A 19,103-nucleotide genomic window follows, 5' to 3' on the forward strand; every position below is an offset into this window, starting at 1 on the left:
ACATGTTTTAATCAGTTGAACTAAAGTATAAAAATTTATTGAAGAAGTTTAAAAAAGATAGACATCGTATTTTAAAATGATTTAAATAATTGATAATCAGAATAATGTATTTGGCAAAGTTTGATGAATATAGTACTTGCAAAAGGTAAAATCAATTTTAAAAACATTTTAAATCTATTTTTGGTAATTGATTGAAAATAATTAAAAATGGCAAATACATTATTCGATAAAGTTTGGGACGCTCATGTTGTTCGTAATGTAAAAGATGGTCCAGATGTCTTATTCATAGATCGTCATTTTATTCACGAAGTAACGAGTCCTGTTGCTTTTTTAGGATTAGAAAGTAGAGGAAACAGTGTTGTATATCCAGAAAAAACATTTGCAACAGCAGATCACAATACACCAACTATAAATCAACATTTACCAGTTGAAGATCCTTTATCTGCAAATCAATTAAATGCTTTAGAAGAGAATGCTAAAAAATACGGTATTTCTCACTGGGGTTTAGGAGATAAAAACAACGGAATTGTGCATGTTGTAGGTCCAGAAAACGGAATTACATTACCAGGTGCAACCATTGTTTGTGGAGATTCTCATACATCTACTCATGGTGCTTTCGGAGCTATTGCTTTTGGTATTGGTACAAGTGAAGTAGAAATGGTATTGTCTACTCAATGTATTATGCAACCTAAACCAAAAAGTTTACGAATAAATGTAAATGGCAAATTAGGTGTTGGAGTAACTCCAAAAGACGTTGCATTATATATCATTTCAAAATTATCTACTTCAGGTGCTACAGGTTATTTTGTAGAATATGCAGGAGATGTATTTAAAGAAATGTCTATGGAAGGTAGAATGACAGTTTGTAACCTTTCTATTGAAATGGGTGCAAGAGGAGGTATGATTGCTCCAGATGAAAAGACATTTCATTACATAAAAGGAAGAGCATTAGCGCCTAAAGGTGAAGCTTGGGATAAAGCTATGAATTATTGGCAAACCTTATATACAGAAGATAATGCAGAATTTGATGCAGAAATAACTTTTGATGCTTCAGACATTGAACCTATGATTACATATGGTACAAATCCAGGAATGGGTATAGGTGTTACAAAGTCGATTCCTAATTCAGATGATGCAGATAGTGGAGCAAAATCGTATAAAAAATCTTTAGCCTATATGAACTTCGACGAAGGAGATGCAATGTTAGGTAAAGAAATAAATTTTGTATTCTTAGGCTCTTGTACAAATGGTAGAATAGAAGATTTTAGAGCTTTTTGTTCTATTGTTGAAGGTAGAAAAAAAGCAGATAATGTTACTGCTTGGTTAGTTCCAGGTTCACATAAAGTTGTAGATCAAATTAAAGAAGAAGGTTTAGATAAAATTATAGAAGACGCTGGTTTTGTGTTAAGAGAACCAGGTTGTTCTGCGTGTTTGGCTATGAATGATGATAAAATACCTTCAGGAAAATTATCAGTATCAACTTCAAATAGAAACTTTGAAGGTAGACAAGGTCCAGGTTCTAGAACATTATTAGCTTCTCCACTTGTAGCAGCAGCCTCTGCAGTGCAAGGAAAAGTAACAGATCCAAGAACATTATTAACAGCATAATTGCTATTCGCTTTTGGCAACAAGCCATTAGCATAAAGTATAAAATTAATGCCTAAAGCATTTAGCCAAAGGCACAAAGTATAAAACAAATGGCTTACGATAAATTTAACGTTTTAACAAGCACAGCATACCCTTTACCAATTGAGAATGTAGATACAGATCAAATTATTCCTGCTCGTTTTCTAAAAGCGACAGAGAGAGTTGGATTTGGAGATAATTTCTTTAGAGATTGGAGATACAACCAAGATGGATCACCAAAAGCAGATTTTCCTTTAAACAAAGAAATTTATGCAGGATCTAAGATTTTAGTTGGAGGAAAAAACTTTGGTTCAGGATCTTCAAGAGAACACGCAGCTTGGTCTGTTTACGATTTTGGTTTACGATGTGTAATATCATCATTCTTTGCAGATATATTTAGAAACAACTGTTTAAATGTTGGTGTTTTACCAGTACAAGTTACAGGTGTTTTTGCTGATAAGTTGTTTGATGCTATAATGGCTGACCCAAAAACAGAAATTAAAGTTGACTTGCCAAATCAAACAGTAACGTTAGTTGCAACAGGCGAATCTGAGCCTTTTGAGATTAACACATATAAGAAAGATAACATGTTAAATGGATTTGATGATATCGATTATTTAAAAAATATCGAAGATGAAATCTCTGCTTTTGCAGCAACAAGACCATTTTAATTTATTCTTAAAATATATTGATGGCTACAAGAAATATTGAAATAATGGATACTACTCTTAGAGATGGAGAGCAAACCTCTGGAGTATCTTTTTCAGTTTCAGAAAAGCTAACTATTGCAAAACTTTTACTTGAAGAATTAAAAGTAGATAGAATAGAAGTGGCTTCTGCACGTGTTTCTAAAGGTGAGTTAGAAGCTGTACAAAAAATTACAACTTGGGCTGCTTCAGAAAATGTTTTAAATAAAATTGAAGTTTTAACGTTTGTTGATGGTGGAAAATCTATTAAATGGATGTTAGAATCAGGGGCTAAAGTTCAAAATTTATTGACTAAGGGTTCATTAAATCACTTAACACATCAACTTAAAAAAACACCTGAACAACATTTTGCAGATATACAAGCTACTATAGAATTAGCAGCTAAAAACAATATTAAAACAAATGTTTATCTAGAAGATTGGTCTAATGGAATGCGTAATTCTAAAGCTTATGTTTTTGAGTATTTAGATTTTATAAAAACGCAACACATAGAAAGACTGCTATTGCCTGACACATTAGGCGTTTTAACTCCTGATGAAACCTTTGAATTTATTTCAGAAGTACAACAAAAATATCCAACTTTACATATAGATTTTCATGGTCATAATGATTATGATTTAGGTGTTGCCAATGTTATGAGTGCAATAAATGCAGGAGCTCATGGTTTACATTTAACTGTAAATGGTATGGGTGAACGTGCAGGAAATGCACCTATTGCTAGTGCAATTGCAGTGATTAATGATTTCTTATCTAATGAGGTTTTTGTAAATGTAAACGAGAAAGCCCTAAATAAGGTTAGTAAGTTAGTAGAAACTTTTTCAGGATTTAGAATCCCAGTAAACAAACCAATTGTTGGTGCAAATGTGTTTACGCAAACAGCTGGTATTCATGCAGATGGTGATAATAAAAACAACCTTTATTTTAACGATTTAATGCCAGAGCGTTTTGGTAGAAAACGTAAATATGCCTTAGGTAAAACATCTGGTAAAGCTAATATTCAGAAAAATTTACAAGATTTAGGTTTAAGCTTAAATGACGATGAATTAAAGAAGGTTACCCAAAGAATTATAGAGTTAGGTGATAAAAAGGAAATCGTTTCTCAAGAAGATCTACCTTATATCATATCTGATGTTTTAGATTCTAACACTATAGAGAAAAGAGTGGTTGTAGAGAATTATGTTTTAGGCCATGCAAGAGGTTTAAAACCGTCTACAACTTTACAATTGAGAGTAGAAGGAGTATTGTATGAGGCACATGCACAAGGAGATGGACAATTTGATGCCTTTATGAATGCTCTGAAAAAATTATATAAAACTCACAGTAAAAAAGACTTACCAAAGTTGATTGATTATGCAGTGAGAATTCCACCAGGAAGTAATTCTGATGCTTTGTGTGAAACAATTATTACTTGGAGCAGGGATAAAAAAGAATTTGTTACTCATGGTTTAGATTCAGATCAAACAGTATCTGCAATTAAAGCTACAGAGAAAATGTTAAATATTATTTAGAAGAAATCAAGCCAAAAGATACAAAACAATGAAATTAAATATAGCCTTATTAGCAGGAGATGGAATAGGACCTGAAGTTATAGATCAAGCAGTAAAAGTTTCTGATGCAATTGCAAAGAAATTTAAGCATGAAATTAATTGGAAACCAGCTTTAACTGGTGCAGCAGCAATAGATGCTGTAGGAGAGCCTTATCCAGATGAAACTCATGAAATTTGTATGGCTTCTGATGCTGTTTTGTTTGGTGCAATTGGGCATCCACGTTTTGATAATGATCCTTCTGCAAAAGTTCGTCCTGAGCAAGGGTTATTAAAAATGCGTAAAAAATTAGGTTTATTTGCAAATGTAAGACCAACATTTACTTTTCCTTCTTTACTAGATAAATCTCCTTTAAAAAGAGAACGAATTGAAGGTACAGACTTGGTGTTTTTAAGAGAATTAACAGGTGGTATTTATTTTGGTGAAAAGGGTAGAAGAGAAGAAGGTGAAACTGCTTTTGATAATTGTGTATATACTAGAGCAGAGGTGCAAAGGCTAGCTAAAAAAGGTTTTGAATTAGCCATGACTCGTGATAAAAAATTATGTTGTGTAGACAAAGCTAACGTTTTAGAAACATCTCGTTTATGGAGAGAAACTGTACAAGCTATGGAGAAAGATTATCCAGAAGTTGAGGTTTCTTATGAATTTGTAGATGCAGTAGCTATGAGATTAGTTCAATGGCCTAATAGTTATGATGTATTAATTACAGAGAATTTATTTGGTGATATTTTAACGGATGAGGCTTCTGTAATTTCTGGTTCTATGGGTTTAATGCCTAGTGCTTCTTTAGGTTCAGATATAGGTTTATTCGAGCCCATTCACGGTTCTTACCCGCAAGCAACAGGATTGAATATTGCAAACCCTATGGCTACAGTTTTATCAGCAGCAATGATGTTTGAAAATTTTGGTTTACAAGAAGAAGGTAAAGCTATTAGAGATGCTGTTAATAGTGCTTTAGAAAAAGGAATTGTTACTGAAGATTTATCAGAAAACGGAAAATCATATGGTACTTCTGAAGTTGGTGATTGGTTAGCTGAAAACGTATAGAATAATTATAATATAGATAAAAAAAGCGCTCATTATGAGCGCTTTTTTTATGTGTTAAGTTTGTTTTTTAGATATAATCGAAAGTGATTTACATTCTATTCACTTCTAAATAAAATTGAAACGCTTCACTAATTTGCAATTGGGCTAAATCTAAAATTTTGTTATTATTTATGCTATCTGAAAGTAAAGATAATTCAGTACAAGCAATGATTGCATGTGAGTTCTGAGTATATTTTTGAATTAGTGTATTGTAATTTTTAATATCAGTTTTGGTTTCTTGAGCATTGTAAATTTTAATTCTTAATTGATCTACAAAAGCTTTATCATCCTTAGAAATTTTTATAATTGAAATATTATTTTTATTAAAATTAGAGGCTAAATAGTTAGACTCCATTGAATAATAGGTACCAAGAATAACAACAGATTTAATGTTATTCTTTATACAATTTTCTATAGCTAAATCTACTGGATGAAATAGTGATAAATGATGATTTACCCTATCTAAAGTTTCGTGTAACGTAATATTTGGTATTAACCATCTCTGAATTTTCAGTGGATTTATTTCCTCTAAAATTTTAGTTAATTCAGGTTCTAATTTTTCAAAATTATTAGGTAAATATGGATTTAAACGATTAAAGTCTATTTGATAGTTTAAAAAAGGAAAAGTATGGTAATCTCCAAAATGCTTATGCATTTTGGTGTGCAGCTGTTGAATATAAAAGTTAGTTGAACGAACACCCAAACCCAATATGCCAATTACACTGTTCATTTTATTTCTTCGTTAAAATATAGTCAGCAAAATAATTATTACTATCCGTAAGTTTATTAGAAATTTGTAAAGAGGTGTTTTTTAATAAATTTTCTAAAATTTGATTATTGTATTTTCTAGAATCTTCAGTATGTATTTTTTCATTCGCTTCAAATAAAAAGCTTTTTTGTAAACTTTTAATCTCTACTTCTTGCTTTTCTTTACTCACTAAAAAACTTCTAGCTATACCTTCATCTTCAGTATAAGTGGCTAAATGTTCAAATTTATTGATATTAAAATTGGCTTCTAATTCTGAGTTTATTCTGGTTAATAAATTTAGGTTAAAGCTTTTGGTAACTCCTGCATCATCACTATAAGCAGGAAGTACAATATCCTCACTTTTAATTAAATCAGCTCCTAAAAGTATCACATCATCTTTATGGATAGATTTTCCTAATTTTTCTAAGAATTGTTTTGCTTCATCATCAGACATGTTTCCAATGTTAGAGCCAAGAAATAGAATAATCTTTTTGTTTTTATGCGATTTTAAATCGTCTAATACATGAAAATAGTCACCTTGTTTTGTTTCTACTTCTAAAGAGCTAATTTCTTTAGATAGGCTGCATTTTAAATGATTTAATGCATCTTTAGATATATCAATAGGTAAGTATTTAAATTGATATTCTTTTGAAACAAGATCTTCTAAAAGTAATTTGGTTTTTGTACCATCACCTGCACCTAATTCTATAATATCGAACTTTGAATCCTTACTAATGTTTAAAGCGTTTATAATAGCTGCTGTTTTAGTTTTAAAAATTTCATGTTCTGCTCTGGTTAAATAATATTCTGGCATGTGCATGATTTTTATGAAAATCTTATCGCCAATGGCATCATAAAAATATTTTGAAGGCAATGTTTTAGATGTCTTGCTTAAGCCTTCATTTACATCATTTTTAAAAGTCTCTTTCATTTATATAGCCAATCTTATTCCTGTAAATTGCCACTGAGTATTTGGGGCAAAAAAGTTTCTGTATGTAATTCTGCTATGACTTTTGGATGTGGCAGTAGATGCACCTCTTAAAACCATAGTGTTAATCATAAATTTTCCATTGTATTCACCAACTGCACCATCGCTTATTTTAAAATTAGGATAGGGTAAATAGGCAGAATTTGTCCATTCCCATCTTTGACCCCAATTCAAATTTTTAGCTGCTATTTCCCACTCAAATTCGGTTGGTAAACGCATGCCTTTCCAGAATGCAAATGCAGCAGCTTCATAATAAGAAATATGACAGGCAATATCATTATCTTCTAATTTTATTAAGCCAGATAATGAATATTGATACCATTCATCGTTCAATTTTTCCCAATATAAAGGATGTGTAATTGTATTTTCTTGTAACCAATGCCAACCATCATCTAACCAATATTTGGCCTTTTCATAACCACCATCTTCAATAAATTCTAAATATTCTTTGTTGGTTACCAAAGCTTTAGAAATTTTAAAGGGCTCTAAAAAAACACGATGTTTACCTAATTCATTATCAAAACAAAAGTCACTATTTTGATGTCCTATTTCATATATGCCTGATTCTACAGCTAACCAACCTTCTTCAGAGTTTAAACTGCTTACATAGTTTTCTTTGCGATAAACAGGATTTAGTGGATTTCTAGAAAATGTATATTTTAAATCTGATAAAAATAATTCTTGATGTTGTTGTTCATGATGTAAGCCAAGAGTAGTTAGTGTATTTACTTCTTTATTTTTATTAGTAAGTAAAGTCAACATTTTTTCATCTACGTACTCTCTGTAATTGAGTACTTCTTTTACAGAAGGTCTTGTAAGCAAGCCTCTTTCATGTCTTGCAATTCTTTTACCTATTGTGTTGTAATAGCTATTGAAAAGGTAAGAGAAGTCTTTATTAAAAACAGTATAATCTTCATCATACTCTAGTAAAATCATTTGCTCAAAAAACCAGGTAGTGTGTGCTATATGCCATTTTGGAGGGCTTGCAAATGCTGCAGATTGTGGTGTAAAATCTTCTATTTCTAAAAAGCTACAGAGGTATTCTGTATGATTGCGAACACGTTTATAATTCTCAATTATATTTATCATCTGACTCAAAAATAATTATAATAAAAGAATTTTGGTGTACTTTATTAGAAAAATAAATAACGCAAAAGAGAAACTTAAGATTGATTAATTTGGTGTTCAATTTGACTTAATAAATCGTCAGGATCAAAAGGTTTAAAGATAAAACCATTCATTCCACTTTTATTAATTCTGTCTTTAACTTGCATAAATACAGAGGCAGATAAGGCTATTATTGGTATTGTTTTATTAAATTTTCTTATTTCTGTAGAAGCAGTATAACCATCCATGATTGGCATTTGAATATCCATAAGCACCAAATCGTACTTATTCTTTTTTACCATTTTTACAGCTTCTAATCCGTTTAAAGCAGTTTCTACAACCAAGTTTTCTTTTTCTAAAATCTGCTTACAGACCATAATATTTATCTGGTTATCTTCAACTAAAAGAATTTTATTTTGGTTAAAATTATAAGTGTTTACTTTATTACTTTCTTTAAGATCATTATTCGTAGCAATATTCGTCTTTATTTCAAAATGAAATCTACTTCCTTTACCAACTTCACTATCAATGTGAATTTTAGAACCCATAGCTTCTACAATATTTTTTACAATGGGTAAACCTAAGCCTGTCCCTCCATATAAACGATTTGTACTTGCAGATGCTTGTGTAAATGCCTCCCAAATAGTGTCATGTTTATCTTTTGGTATACCAATACCTGTATCTATAACTTCTGTTATTATTTTAACCTGATTATCATCAATATGTTCTTTTGTAATTCTTACAGTTACAGAGCCTTTATTGGTGAATTTAATTGCATTGGTTACCAAATTATTAATTACTTGATTGTACCTTACAATGTCTAACCAAATCACAGGAATTTCATCATCTATAAAAAGATTCATGGTAATCTTTTTCTGTATACAATTCGTTTCGTGTATTTTTTTTATCTGCTTTAAAGCCGATGTTAAATCTGTAGGTACATGATCTAAGTTGATATTAGAGGATTGCATTTTACTTAAATCTAAAACATTGTTTAATAGATTTAATAGTATTTTTCCTGAATAATTTAGGGCTTCTATATTTTGTTTTTGGTCTTCTCTTGGATTGTTTTCTCCCAAAATATGCGATAATCCAATAACTGCATTTAACGGAGTTCTAATTTCATGACTAACAGTACTAAGAAAATTTGTTTTGGCATTTGATGCATCTATGGCTGCTTGTTTTTTACTATGTACTAATTGACTAAATCCTGACACTAAATAAATATAGTAGCCTAATTGAAAAGACACTAAAATGAGCGTTGTTAAAATAGAAATGGGGTAAATAACAGTATCTATAATGTCAGGATTTACAGAACTGTTTTTTAATAATTCAAAATCTGTAAAATATAATATAATCCATAATGTTACAGGTAAAATAGAAAAAGCGATAACCATTTCTTTTTCTCTTCTATAGCTAAAAATTATGAAGGAGAGACCAATGGCATACATTAAAATAAGTTCGAAACTTGCACCTCTACCAAAATAGGATGCTATAACAGCAACACTTATGTTAAAGGATATTATAAATATTAACCTTGCAAGTGCTGGTTTTATTTTTGTAATGCTTGCTGCAAATAAATAAACTGCAGCTAAGAAAATTAAAAATAAAGAAATACCTAGACCTTGTATATAATAGCAAAAGGCAGCAAAAGCCAAAGATGATATCATACCAACATTACACATGGTATATATCATATTTACTCTTCTTGCAGAAGTTTTATGGCCTTTATAATTATACATCTTTTGTAAACTTTTCAATTTCTGATAATAAATCTTCTGGATTAAATGGTTTAAACACATAACCATTCATACCACAAGCTTCTACTTTATCTTTTATTTCCATAAAAACAGCTGCAGATAAAGCTAAAATAGGAGTAGAGCTATTGAATTTTCTAATTTCTTCTGTAGCTTCATAACCATTTAATATTGGCATTTGAATATCCATAAGCACAATATCAAAATCTTCTTCTTTCATTTTATTTACAGCTTGTTGCCCATCATTAGCAACAGCAACAGTCAGTTTCGATTTTTCTAAAATCTGTTTACCAACCATTACATTTATCAAATTGTCATCTACAAGTAGTACTTTTTTACCTTTAAAATCAAATTCCTTTTTATTAGCAGTAGCATCTAAATCAGTTTCTTTTGTGATATCTAGTTTTAAGTCAAAAATAAATCTACTTCCTTTACCTACTTTACTAAAAATTTTAACCCTAGAATCCATTGCATTTAAAATGCTCTTTACAATTGGTAATCCTAAACCTGTTCCTCCGTAAATTCTAGTAGTAGAACTAGAAGCTTGGGTAAATGCTTCCCAAATACTCTCGTGTTTTGTTTTAGGTATACCAATACCTGTATCTCTCACTTCTACATGCAACAAAACTTGATCATCAATAATTTTCTTTTTCTTGATGATTAAGGTTACTTTTCCTTTATCCGTAAATTTTATAGCATTAGAAACCAAGTTGTTCAAAACTTGATTAAATCTTACCACATCTATAATTACTACAGGTAAATTATCGTCAATTTTAAGGTCTAATTTTATGTTTTTTCTTTGGCAAGAAGGTTCATGAATCTTTTTAAGTTGTTTTACAGCATTATCAATTTTGGTAGGAATATGGTCTAATTGAATTTCTGTTGATTGCATTTTACTAAAATCTAAAACGTTGTTTAGTAGATTTAGTAATAGTTTACCAGAATAATTTAAAGCCTCAATATTCTCTTTTTGATCTTCTCTAGGGTCACTTTCATTTAAAATATGAGATAAACCAATAACCGCATTTAAAGGAGTTCTAATTTCATGACTCATAGTGCTAAGAAATTTAGATTTTGCTTCAGAAGCTTCTAAAGCATATTTTCTCTTAGAGTAAATTTTTGCATAATGTTTAATATTGATTTGAGAGAAATAAAGCATTTGTATAAAAACAAAACCTACCAATGTTATGCAAGAAACAGGGTAGATAAAACTTGCAGCGATTGCTGGATCTAAATGTTCTGAATTAAAAAGATTAAAATTTGTAGCATTAAGTATGGCCCATAAAACCGCAGAAAATATCGAGAAAATGTAAACAAAATGTCTTTCGTTTCTGAAAGAAAACATCATAAAAGGCAATGCAATAGCATTCATGAATAAGTATTCTACACTACCAGGTTTGCCTATATAAGATGAGGTAATGGCTATACCTACATTTATGAATATAAAAAATACAATTCTAGAGGCAGTTAGAAATTGTTTTTTTGCCAATATTGCTGAGGTTGCATACGCAAAAGCACTTATTAGATGGTAATAAGCTAAGTATTCTAAATCTAAATACAGCCCAAAAAAGAAACCAAGCACTCCAAAAATAGAGGCAAAGAAGCTTAATTTGTAAGTATTACGAATAAGTCGTTTGGATTGTATTTTCTTTCTTGTGGTTGGCATTAATTGAATTTACTAAACATAATCTTAAAGCTTACATTTAGAAGGTTGGGTTGCTTAAATTTAACAAAAAAAATCAAATAGTACTATTATTTTTTCTGTTTGTTAGTTTATACTGTAGATGATGCAAATTATATTTATTTTAATTTGATAAGGCTTTTTTAATGTTTTGTAAAAGTTCTTTAGGTACAAATGGTTTACGAATGGTATAGCTAATATTTTGATTTTTAAAATCTTCTAAATCATAACTATTAGATGCTGTTATAATAATTATTGGTATGTCTTTGTCTAATTTTCGAATATTTGCAATTGCTTTTTCTCCACTCATTACAGGCATATTTAGGTCCATAATAATTAGATCGTACTTTTTGGATTTGGTTGCTTCTACAGCTTCTAAACCATTACACGCTTCATCTATAATTGCATTTTCTTTTTCTAAAATCTTTTTAAGAACAAGAATGTTAATTTTGTTATCATCTGTAACCAATATTTTCTTGTTGGCTAATTCTTGTATAACTGTTATTTCTTCTTTTTTAACTTTTGCTATGTTTCTTATTCTTAGTTTACTTGTTTTCGCAATGTTAGCAGTAAGTTCAAAATAGAAATGAGATCCTTTGTTAGGTTCACTTTTTAACTGAATATCACTACCCATGCTTCTTACAATATTTTTAACAATAGGTAAGCCTAAACCAGAACCACCATACAATCTAGCAGTTGAATTTGACGCTTGTGTAAAGTTTTGCCAAATCACGTCTATTTTATCTTTAGAAATTCCTATTCCAGTATCAATAACATTTGTACTAAAGACAATTTTATTTTTGTTTTTTCTAAGAATCTTTATTTCTAAAATAATTTCACCTTCGTTTGTAAACTTTACAGCATTAGAAACCAAATTATTTAATATTTGCTGATACCTGACATGATCTATTAAAATAATGGGAAAGTTAACATCGATTTTTGCAATAAGATTTACATTTTTTTGTGAGCAAGCTGTTTTATGAATCTGAATAACATTTTCAATTAAGGTGTTTAAATTGGTTTCCCTATTTTTAATACTCACCTTTTTAGATTCGAGTGTATTTATGTTAATCACGTTTGTAAATAGTTCTAACAAACTAATTCCTGATGAGTTTAAAGATTTTAAATATTCTTCTTGATCTTTTCTAGGATTGTTATCTTTCAAAACATGTGTCAACCCAATTATTGAATTTAAAGGTTCTCTTATTTCTTCGTTAATGGCATTTAGAAAGATATTCTTAAGTTTTAATATTTTTAGAGCTTCATTCTTTTTCTCGTTTACAATTCTGGTATATCTCTCATTTTTTTGCGCGAATGATATTAAGGTAGATGATAAAAAAATGAAGTTACCCAAAAACGTAATAGGGTAGAAGTATGTAGAGGCGTTTTCGGTATCAATTTCTGCAATGTTTATTCCAAAATAATTCCAAGAAATTAGAAAAATCCATGCTACAGTTGTTAAAGAGAAAAAGGTGATAATATGAACTTTCTCCTTTCTAAATGAATAGAGTAGTGTAATCAGTAGAAAGTAAAATCCGTAGAAAATATCAAACATACCCTCTTTACCAATTAAGGGTGTACATACAATTACTGTAATAAAATAATCGATTACAAAAATTAATCTTGCAATTCTTGGTTTACGATACAAGAAGTACAAAGACGCAAAACAAAGTGCAACACAGATGGTGAATAAGAAACGCAGGTAATAACTGTCTATATAAAAGCTAACTAGCCAGAATGAACTTGCAATAGCTGTACCTATGTATAAGTACGCTTTTAGTAAATCGAATCTTCTTGTAGATATTTTAGCTCCTAAAATATTATTCATAGCCAATATTGTTTTTTAAGAGTTCAATAAGATTGTTTGGTTTAAAAGGTTTAATAATTAAACCATTTAAGCCATAAAACTCTAATTCTTCTTTGATGTCATCTAGCACTGAGCCAGACATTGCAAAAATTGGAGTATTTGTGTTGAATTTTCTAATTTCTTCTGTTGCCTTATAACCATTTAAATTTGGCATATGAATATCCATCAATACCATATCAAAATCATTAGCCTTCATTTTATCTACTGCTTCAAGACCATCATTTGCAGATTCTATTAAAAGTTCTTCTTGCTCTAGAAACTTTTGAGTAACCATGATGTTTAACTTATTATCATCTACAATTAATAATTTTTTACCAGCAATTTTTAGCTTGTTTTCTTCTTTTAATGATTCATTTTTATTTGTTGCTAAAGAAGCTTTTTCTAGTTCAAGTGTAAATTGAAAAAGGCTACCTAAACCTAGTTTACTTTTTATGAATAATTTACTATTCATAAGTTCTAAAATGTGCTTTACAATAGGTAATCCTAAACCGATTTTATTATCATTTTTAAATAAGGAATAGATGTAATCATTCTTATCTAAAATTAATTGCTGTTTAGTATTTGATATTCCAGCTCCTGTATCTTTTACAATAAACTCTATTTCAGAAGTGGTTGGGTTCGATTTTTTTTCTTTTACAGTTAAACAAATTAACCCAGTTTTTGTGAATTTAATAGCATTAGAAAGTAGGTTGTCTATAACTCTATTTAGCTTATTCACATCTATATGAACATCAGGAATGTTATCATCTAAATTGAGCTCAAAAAGTATTCCTTTGTTCTCACATTCTACTTCGTGATGAATTACAATATCTTTTATGACATCTTGAATGGTGCATGATGCTATTTCTAACTCAATCATATCACCTTGATATTTGCTAAACTCCAAATAATTATTTAGCATATTCATAAGACTTTTACCTGAATATTCTATAGAATTAATATAATCGATTTGATGCTCTTCTGGATTTTCTGTTTTAAGAATATAAGATAAGCCATTAATTGCATTTAAAGGAGTTCTAATTTCATGGCTCATGGTATTTAAAAAATTCGTTTTTTCTTCAGCATCTTGTGATGCTTGAACTTGAATTTCTTTAATATTTTGATAAAACTCGTAATTTAAACGATGATAGTTGTACAGTTGTATCACTACAGATAACAACAAACAAATCATTACATCTAGGTAAATAACATTTCTTTCTGCTGCAGTTAATTGCGCTACTCCAGGAATGGTAAAATTGATTAAGTATAGAGTGAGCCAAATACCCAAAGTTATTGCAGCAAAGAAGTAGATGTACCATTTTTCTTTTTCATAAGAAAACATTCCGAAAACCATACCCACAATTACTAAAAGAAATATTTCTACGCAACCACTAGCACCATAAACCAAAGAATAGAAAAAGACACCTAAGTAAAGGGTAACTAGTAAAACTAACCTCGGAATTAATGTGTTTTTAAGTTTGGTTAGAAATACTACTGAAAATGAAGCAGCACTAAATAACAGCAAGTAATTTCTGTAGGTTGTAATTCCTGTGATATAACAAAATATAAATCCGTTAAGAAAAATCAACGAGAAAAGTACAGCCGTTCTTGCTGTTGCTTTTCGAAAAGAAACTGAAAGTTTATTCGACATAATCTGGGGGAGGTATCATGTTCTTAATTAAAAGTTATCACAATATAAGTATTTCTTGGTGACATTAACAAAAAAAACTCCTTAAATCATTGATTTAAGGAGTTTTTAAATATAGGTTTAGATGTTCTTATTTCACATCCATCAATTCTACATCGAATATTAAAGTTGCGTTTGGAGGTATTACACCACCTGCACCTTGAGCACCATAAGCTAAGTTAGAAGGTATTACAAAACGAGCTTTATCACCCACTTTTAATAATTGAATTCCTTCATCCCAACCAGAAATTACTTGCCCAACTCCTACATTAAAGTCAATTGGCTGTTTTCTTTTGTAAGAAGAATCGAATACAGTACCATCTAGTAATTGACCTTTATAATGTACAGAAACACCAGCACCTTTTGTAGCTTGTTTACCATTTCCATTTTGTAATATTTTATAACGTAAACCACTTGCAGTTTCATCATAACCAGCAGCTACAGAATCTAACAATTCTTTTTGTTTTGCTTTTTCTTCTGCCTCTCTTTTTTCTCTTGCACCTTCAAAAGTTCTAAAAGCTTCTATTGCATTAAAGTTTGTTGCTTCTTCACCAACTCTAACAATTTCTACAGTCATTTCATCTCCTTGTGCAACAGCATCAACAATATCTTGCCCTTCAACAACAGAACCAAATACAGTATGTTTACCATCTAACCATGGAGTAGGTACGTGTGTTATATAAAATTGGCTACCATTAGTTGCTGGCCCTGAATTTGCCATAGCTAATTTACCCGGAGCATCGTGTTTTAAATCTGGGTGAAATTCATCATCAAATTTATAGCCAGGATTACCTGTACCTGTTCCTTGAGGACAACCACCTTGTATCATAAAATCTGGAATTACTCTATGAAATTTTAAACCATCGTAATATGGAGTTCCTTGTGGTTTTGCAGCATTCTCCATATTACCTTCTGTTAAGGCAACAAAGTTACCTACAGTTCCAGGTGCTTTTTCGTGCTCTAATTGTACTAATATTTCACCTTTAGGTGTTTTAAACTTTGCGTAAATTCCGTTATTCATTGTTACTTGTTTAATCGTTATTATTTTTTTGCATTTAAAATTGATAAGCCATAAGCTAAACCAATATTTATGTTTGTTGAGTTTACATTTCCAAATGGAGACCACATTTGTCCTCCAGAAACATGAAATGATAAATCATTATTTACATGATAGTTTATACCAGCAGTTGGTCTTACTAAAATACCTTCTCCAGAATCTACACGTCCACCACCTGCAACACCTGCAGACATTTCTAAAAAGGTAGAGACTTTTTCGTTAAAGAATTTATTACTTTTTACACCCAAACCAAATACTCCATGAGCATATCCTCCAGATTCGCCTTCGTAAGCAAATGAAGCTTCACCTGCTAAATAAAATCTTTTGTTAATGTCGTATAAAATTTTAATACCTATTAACTGTAAGTCGCTATCTGGAATTCCGAATTTAGCAACATCAAAATAAGTTTGATTTTGGGCTATAATTTGGATGCCCTGTGCTCTAATTGTTTTGGCACGTTCGTTTGTGAAAGGATCTGTAACACCACCACTTAAGCCATAGTACTTTAAACTAAAGCCAGCAGTATATGCTTGAAAACTAGCAACACCACCTATAGATCTGTGATATCCTCCATGAACGCTTAAACCAAATTTATCTGTAATTCTAATATCTGCACCTGCATTTGGGTAAGCTGTTAAACCACCTTCAGGGAAAATTCTACCTCCAGCTGCTCCAATACCCATTTTAGCAAAGAAATTTACATACTTTGTTTCTATAAAGTTTTTTCCAACTCCAAAAAACAAATCCATAAAACCAGCTGTTAAACCTGAATACATAGCATCTACATGTGCATAGATAAAAGTATCATCAGTTAAATATCTCTGATATTCAAACCCTAATATAGATAAGGTATTATCTATTTGCTGATATCTTGGGTTAGTGCTTGCATCTGTTCTTGAATTACCAACAGGAAAGAAATAATCAAAAGTAATTTGCTGAACGCTTTTAACTGCAGGTTTTTGCCAAAATTCATCTTCGTCTAAACCATCTACAGTATATGTTTTGTGAGAATTTGCGTAAGAACTAGTTCTAATAGTTGTCGGAATTTCTATAAAGAAAGATACATTATCACTTTTTTGAATTCCTGTAAAAAAGTCTACATATCCATATTGAACTCCGAATGAAAATTTATCAGTTTTGTACTGTAGACCAGCATTAGGATAAATAATTCCACCACCATTTACTAAACTTCTGTAACCACCACCACCACCAAAGTGCACGTTAGCATCAAAATAAAGATTTTTATACAAAGGAAAATTTACCCCTAAGTTTACACCCAGAGTAAATAAACCACCTTGATCTCCTGTAATTGCAGTATGAAAACCTGCACCAGTATATAACCAATCGTTTAAAGGAATGTTATAGTTTAACCCAACAAAACCCATTGTAGGTTCTAATTCGTAGCTAACTTTATCTACAGGTTGATTTACTAAAATGTAATTTAAACGAATATTATTATTTAGTTCTTTACCTTGTAAATTAGATAAATTGAATTCTTGTGACTGTCCGTTTAAAGAACTAATAATACATAATATAAATAGCAGTTTTTTCATAAAATATTAGTCTTTAAATTCACTTGTAAAATGCAATTTTACATTCGGATATTTGCTTTGCGTCATTTGAATGGTGAAAGCAGAATCTGCTAAAAACACCAACTGACCTTGTTTATCTTTTGCTAGATAACGTTGTTTTACTCTTTTAAATTCTTTAAACTCTTCGCTTTTAGCATCTTCTGGTTCTACCCAACAAGCTTTGTGTACACTCAAGTTTTCGTAGGTACATTTTGCTCCATATTCATGTTCTAATCGATATTGAATTACTTCAAATTGCAGAGCACCCACTGTACCAATAACTCTTCTACCATTCATTTCTAGAATAAATAATTGGGCTACACCTTCATCCATCAATTGATCTAAACCTTTATACAATTGTTTAGATTTCATTGGGTCTGCATTATTTACATATCTAAAATGTTCTGGTGAAAAACTAGGGATACCTCTAAAGTTTAAATCTTCTCCTTCAGTTAAGGTATCACCTATTTTAAAGTTTCCTGTATCATGAATACCTACAATATCTCCAGGATAAGACTCATCTACAATTTCTTTCTTTTCTGCAAAAAATGCATTCGGACTAGAAAATTTTACCTTTTTTCCATTTCTAACATGCAAATAAGGAGAGTTTCTTTTGAAAGTTCCAGAAACGACTTTTATAAACGCTAATCTATCTCTGTGCTTAGGATCCATGTTTGCGTGAATTTTAAACACAAAACCAGTCATTTTATTTTCTTTAGAGTCTACTAAACGTTCTTCTGCTTTTTTAGGTTGAGGAGAAGGTGCAATTTCTATAAATGCATCTAACAACTCTTTAACACCAAAATTATTTAAGGCAGAACCAAAGAAAACTGGTTGCAATTCTCCTTTTAAATATTCTTCCTGATTAAATTCAGGATAAACTTCACTAATCAATTCAATTTCTTCACGAAGTGTATCTGCAGCATTTTCACCAACAGCTTTATCTAAATCTGGATTCGATAAATCATCAAACTCAATTCCTTCAGAAATGGTTTGTTTATTATCACCAGAAAATAAGTTTAATTTCTTTTCCCAAATGTTGTAAATCCCTTTAAAATCATAACCCATTCCTATTGGGAAACTCATAGGTGTTACTCGTAAACCTAGTTTTTGTTCAACTTCGTCTAACAAATCAAAAGCATCTTTTCCTTCTCTATCCAACTTGTTAATAAAAACCAACATTGGTATGCTTCTCATTCTACATACTTCAACTAATTTTTCGGTTTGTGGCTCAACACCCTTTGCAACATCTATAACTACAATTACACTATCTACAGCAGTTAGCGTTCTAAAAGTATCTTCTGCAAAATCTTTGTGACCAGGAGTATCTAATATGTTTATTTTTTTGTCTTTATAGATAAAAGCAAGAACAGATGTGGCAACAGATATACCTCTTTGACGCTCAATCTCCATAAAATCTGAAGTAGCACCTTTTTTAATTTTATTATTTTTTACAGCACCTGCTTCTTGAATAGCACCCCCAAATAAAAGTAACTTTTCTGTTAAGGTAGTTTTACCAGCATCTGGATGCGAAATTATACCAAATGTTCTTCTACGTGCTATCTCCTTTAAAAAACTCATTTACAAAATTTGAGGTGCAAAGATACATTTTACAAAGTCAATTGTCAATGATAAGTATTTCAAATGTATTGTATGTTTAATTTTATATCTTTGGCCGATTTTATAAGCTAAAACAC

Annotated in this window: 14 protein-coding genes; 4 read left to right on the forward strand and 10 right to left on the reverse strand. The window is 30.5% G+C overall.

The features are described 5' to 3' along the window. Window positions 1-207 precede the first annotated feature (207 nt). From leuC to leuB, 4 genes are all read left to right on the forward strand, one after another. Window positions 208-1,608 carry a 3-isopropylmalate dehydratase large subunit gene (gene leuC, locus V7R38_RS08165; protein WP_334057440.1) on the forward strand — a complete coding sequence of 467 codons (1,401 nt, stop codon included), beginning with the start codon at window positions 208-210 and terminating at the stop codon, window positions 1,606-1,608. A gap of 89 nt (window positions 1,609-1,697) precedes the next feature. After that, window positions 1,698-2,297, forward strand: a complete 600-nt coding sequence (leuD, locus tag V7R38_RS08170; RefSeq protein ID WP_334057442.1) for a 3-isopropylmalate dehydratase small subunit — start codon at window positions 1,698-1,700, stop codon at window positions 2,295-2,297. A gap of 20 nt (window positions 2,298-2,317) precedes the next feature. Continuing rightward, window positions 2,318-3,841 (forward strand): alpha-isopropylmalate synthase regulatory domain-containing protein, encoded by a 1,524-nt coding sequence (locus tag V7R38_RS08175; protein WP_334057444.1) that lies wholly within the window; start codon window positions 2,318-2,320, stop codon window positions 3,839-3,841. A gap of 28 nt (window positions 3,842-3,869) precedes the next feature. Next, window positions 3,870-4,925, forward strand: coding sequence for a 3-isopropylmalate dehydrogenase (gene leuB, locus V7R38_RS08180; protein WP_334057446.1), 1,056 nt, complete (start codon window positions 3,870-3,872; stop codon window positions 4,923-4,925). 88 nt (window positions 4,926-5,013) lie between these two features. On the opposite strand, the gene V7R38_RS08185 is transcribed toward leuB, so the two are convergent. From V7R38_RS08185 to V7R38_RS08230, 10 genes are all read right to left on the reverse strand, one after another. Then, on the reverse strand, window positions 5,014-5,694 hold the full coding sequence (locus V7R38_RS08185) for an aspartate/glutamate racemase family protein (RefSeq protein ID WP_334057448.1): 681 nt from the start codon (window positions 5,692-5,694) through the stop codon (window positions 5,014-5,016). A 1-nt stretch (window position 5,695) separates the two neighbouring features. Next, window positions 5,696-6,643 (reverse strand): L-histidine N(alpha)-methyltransferase, encoded by a 948-nt coding sequence (locus tag V7R38_RS08190; protein WP_334057450.1) that lies wholly within the window; start codon window positions 6,641-6,643, stop codon window positions 5,696-5,698. Further along, entirely contained in the window at window positions 6,644-7,789 is a 1,146-nt protein-coding gene (gene egtB / locus V7R38_RS08195; protein WP_334057452.1) for an ergothioneine biosynthesis protein EgtB, read from the reverse strand. It lies immediately after the preceding gene. 74 nt (window positions 7,790-7,863) lie between these two features. Continuing rightward, entirely contained in the window at window positions 7,864-9,549 is a 1,686-nt protein-coding gene (locus V7R38_RS08200; protein WP_334057453.1) for a response regulator, read from the reverse strand. Further along, the gene (locus tag V7R38_RS08205) at window positions 9,542-11,230 is read right to left on the reverse strand and encodes a response regulator (RefSeq protein WP_334057455.1); all 1,689 of its coding nucleotides are present in this window, start codon (window positions 11,228-11,230) and stop codon (window positions 9,542-9,544) included. The genes V7R38_RS08200 and V7R38_RS08205 overlap by 8 nt, the downstream gene beginning before the upstream one ends. A 139-nt stretch (window positions 11,231-11,369) precedes the next feature. Further along, window positions 11,370-13,073, reverse strand: a complete 1,704-nt coding sequence (locus V7R38_RS08210; RefSeq protein WP_334057457.1) for an ATP-binding response regulator — start codon at window positions 13,071-13,073, stop codon at window positions 11,370-11,372. After that, window positions 13,066-14,742 (reverse strand): response regulator, encoded by a 1,677-nt coding sequence (locus V7R38_RS08215; RefSeq protein WP_334057459.1) that lies wholly within the window; start codon window positions 14,740-14,742, stop codon window positions 13,066-13,068. Before V7R38_RS08215 ends, V7R38_RS08210 begins: the two co-directional genes overlap by 8 nt. A gap of 127 nt (window positions 14,743-14,869) precedes the next feature. Then, window positions 14,870-15,799, reverse strand: coding sequence for a peptidylprolyl isomerase (locus V7R38_RS08220; protein ID WP_334057461.1), 930 nt, complete (start codon window positions 15,797-15,799; stop codon window positions 14,870-14,872). A 20-nt stretch (window positions 15,800-15,819) separates the two neighbouring features. Further along, window positions 15,820-17,388, reverse strand: a complete 1,569-nt coding sequence (locus V7R38_RS08225) for a hypothetical protein (protein WP_334057463.1) — start codon at window positions 17,386-17,388, stop codon at window positions 15,820-15,822. Window positions 17,389-17,394: 6 nt separating this feature from the next. Beyond that, window positions 17,395-18,987 (reverse strand): peptide chain release factor 3, encoded by a 1,593-nt coding sequence (locus tag V7R38_RS08230; RefSeq protein ID WP_334057465.1) that lies wholly within the window; start codon window positions 18,985-18,987, stop codon window positions 17,395-17,397. Between the last annotated feature and the right edge of the window lie 116 nt (window positions 18,988-19,103).

Origin of the sequence: Polaribacter sp. P097, from assembly GCF_036864555.1 — a bacterium.
Lineage (GTDB): Bacteria > Bacteroidota > Bacteroidia > Flavobacteriales > Flavobacteriaceae > Polaribacter.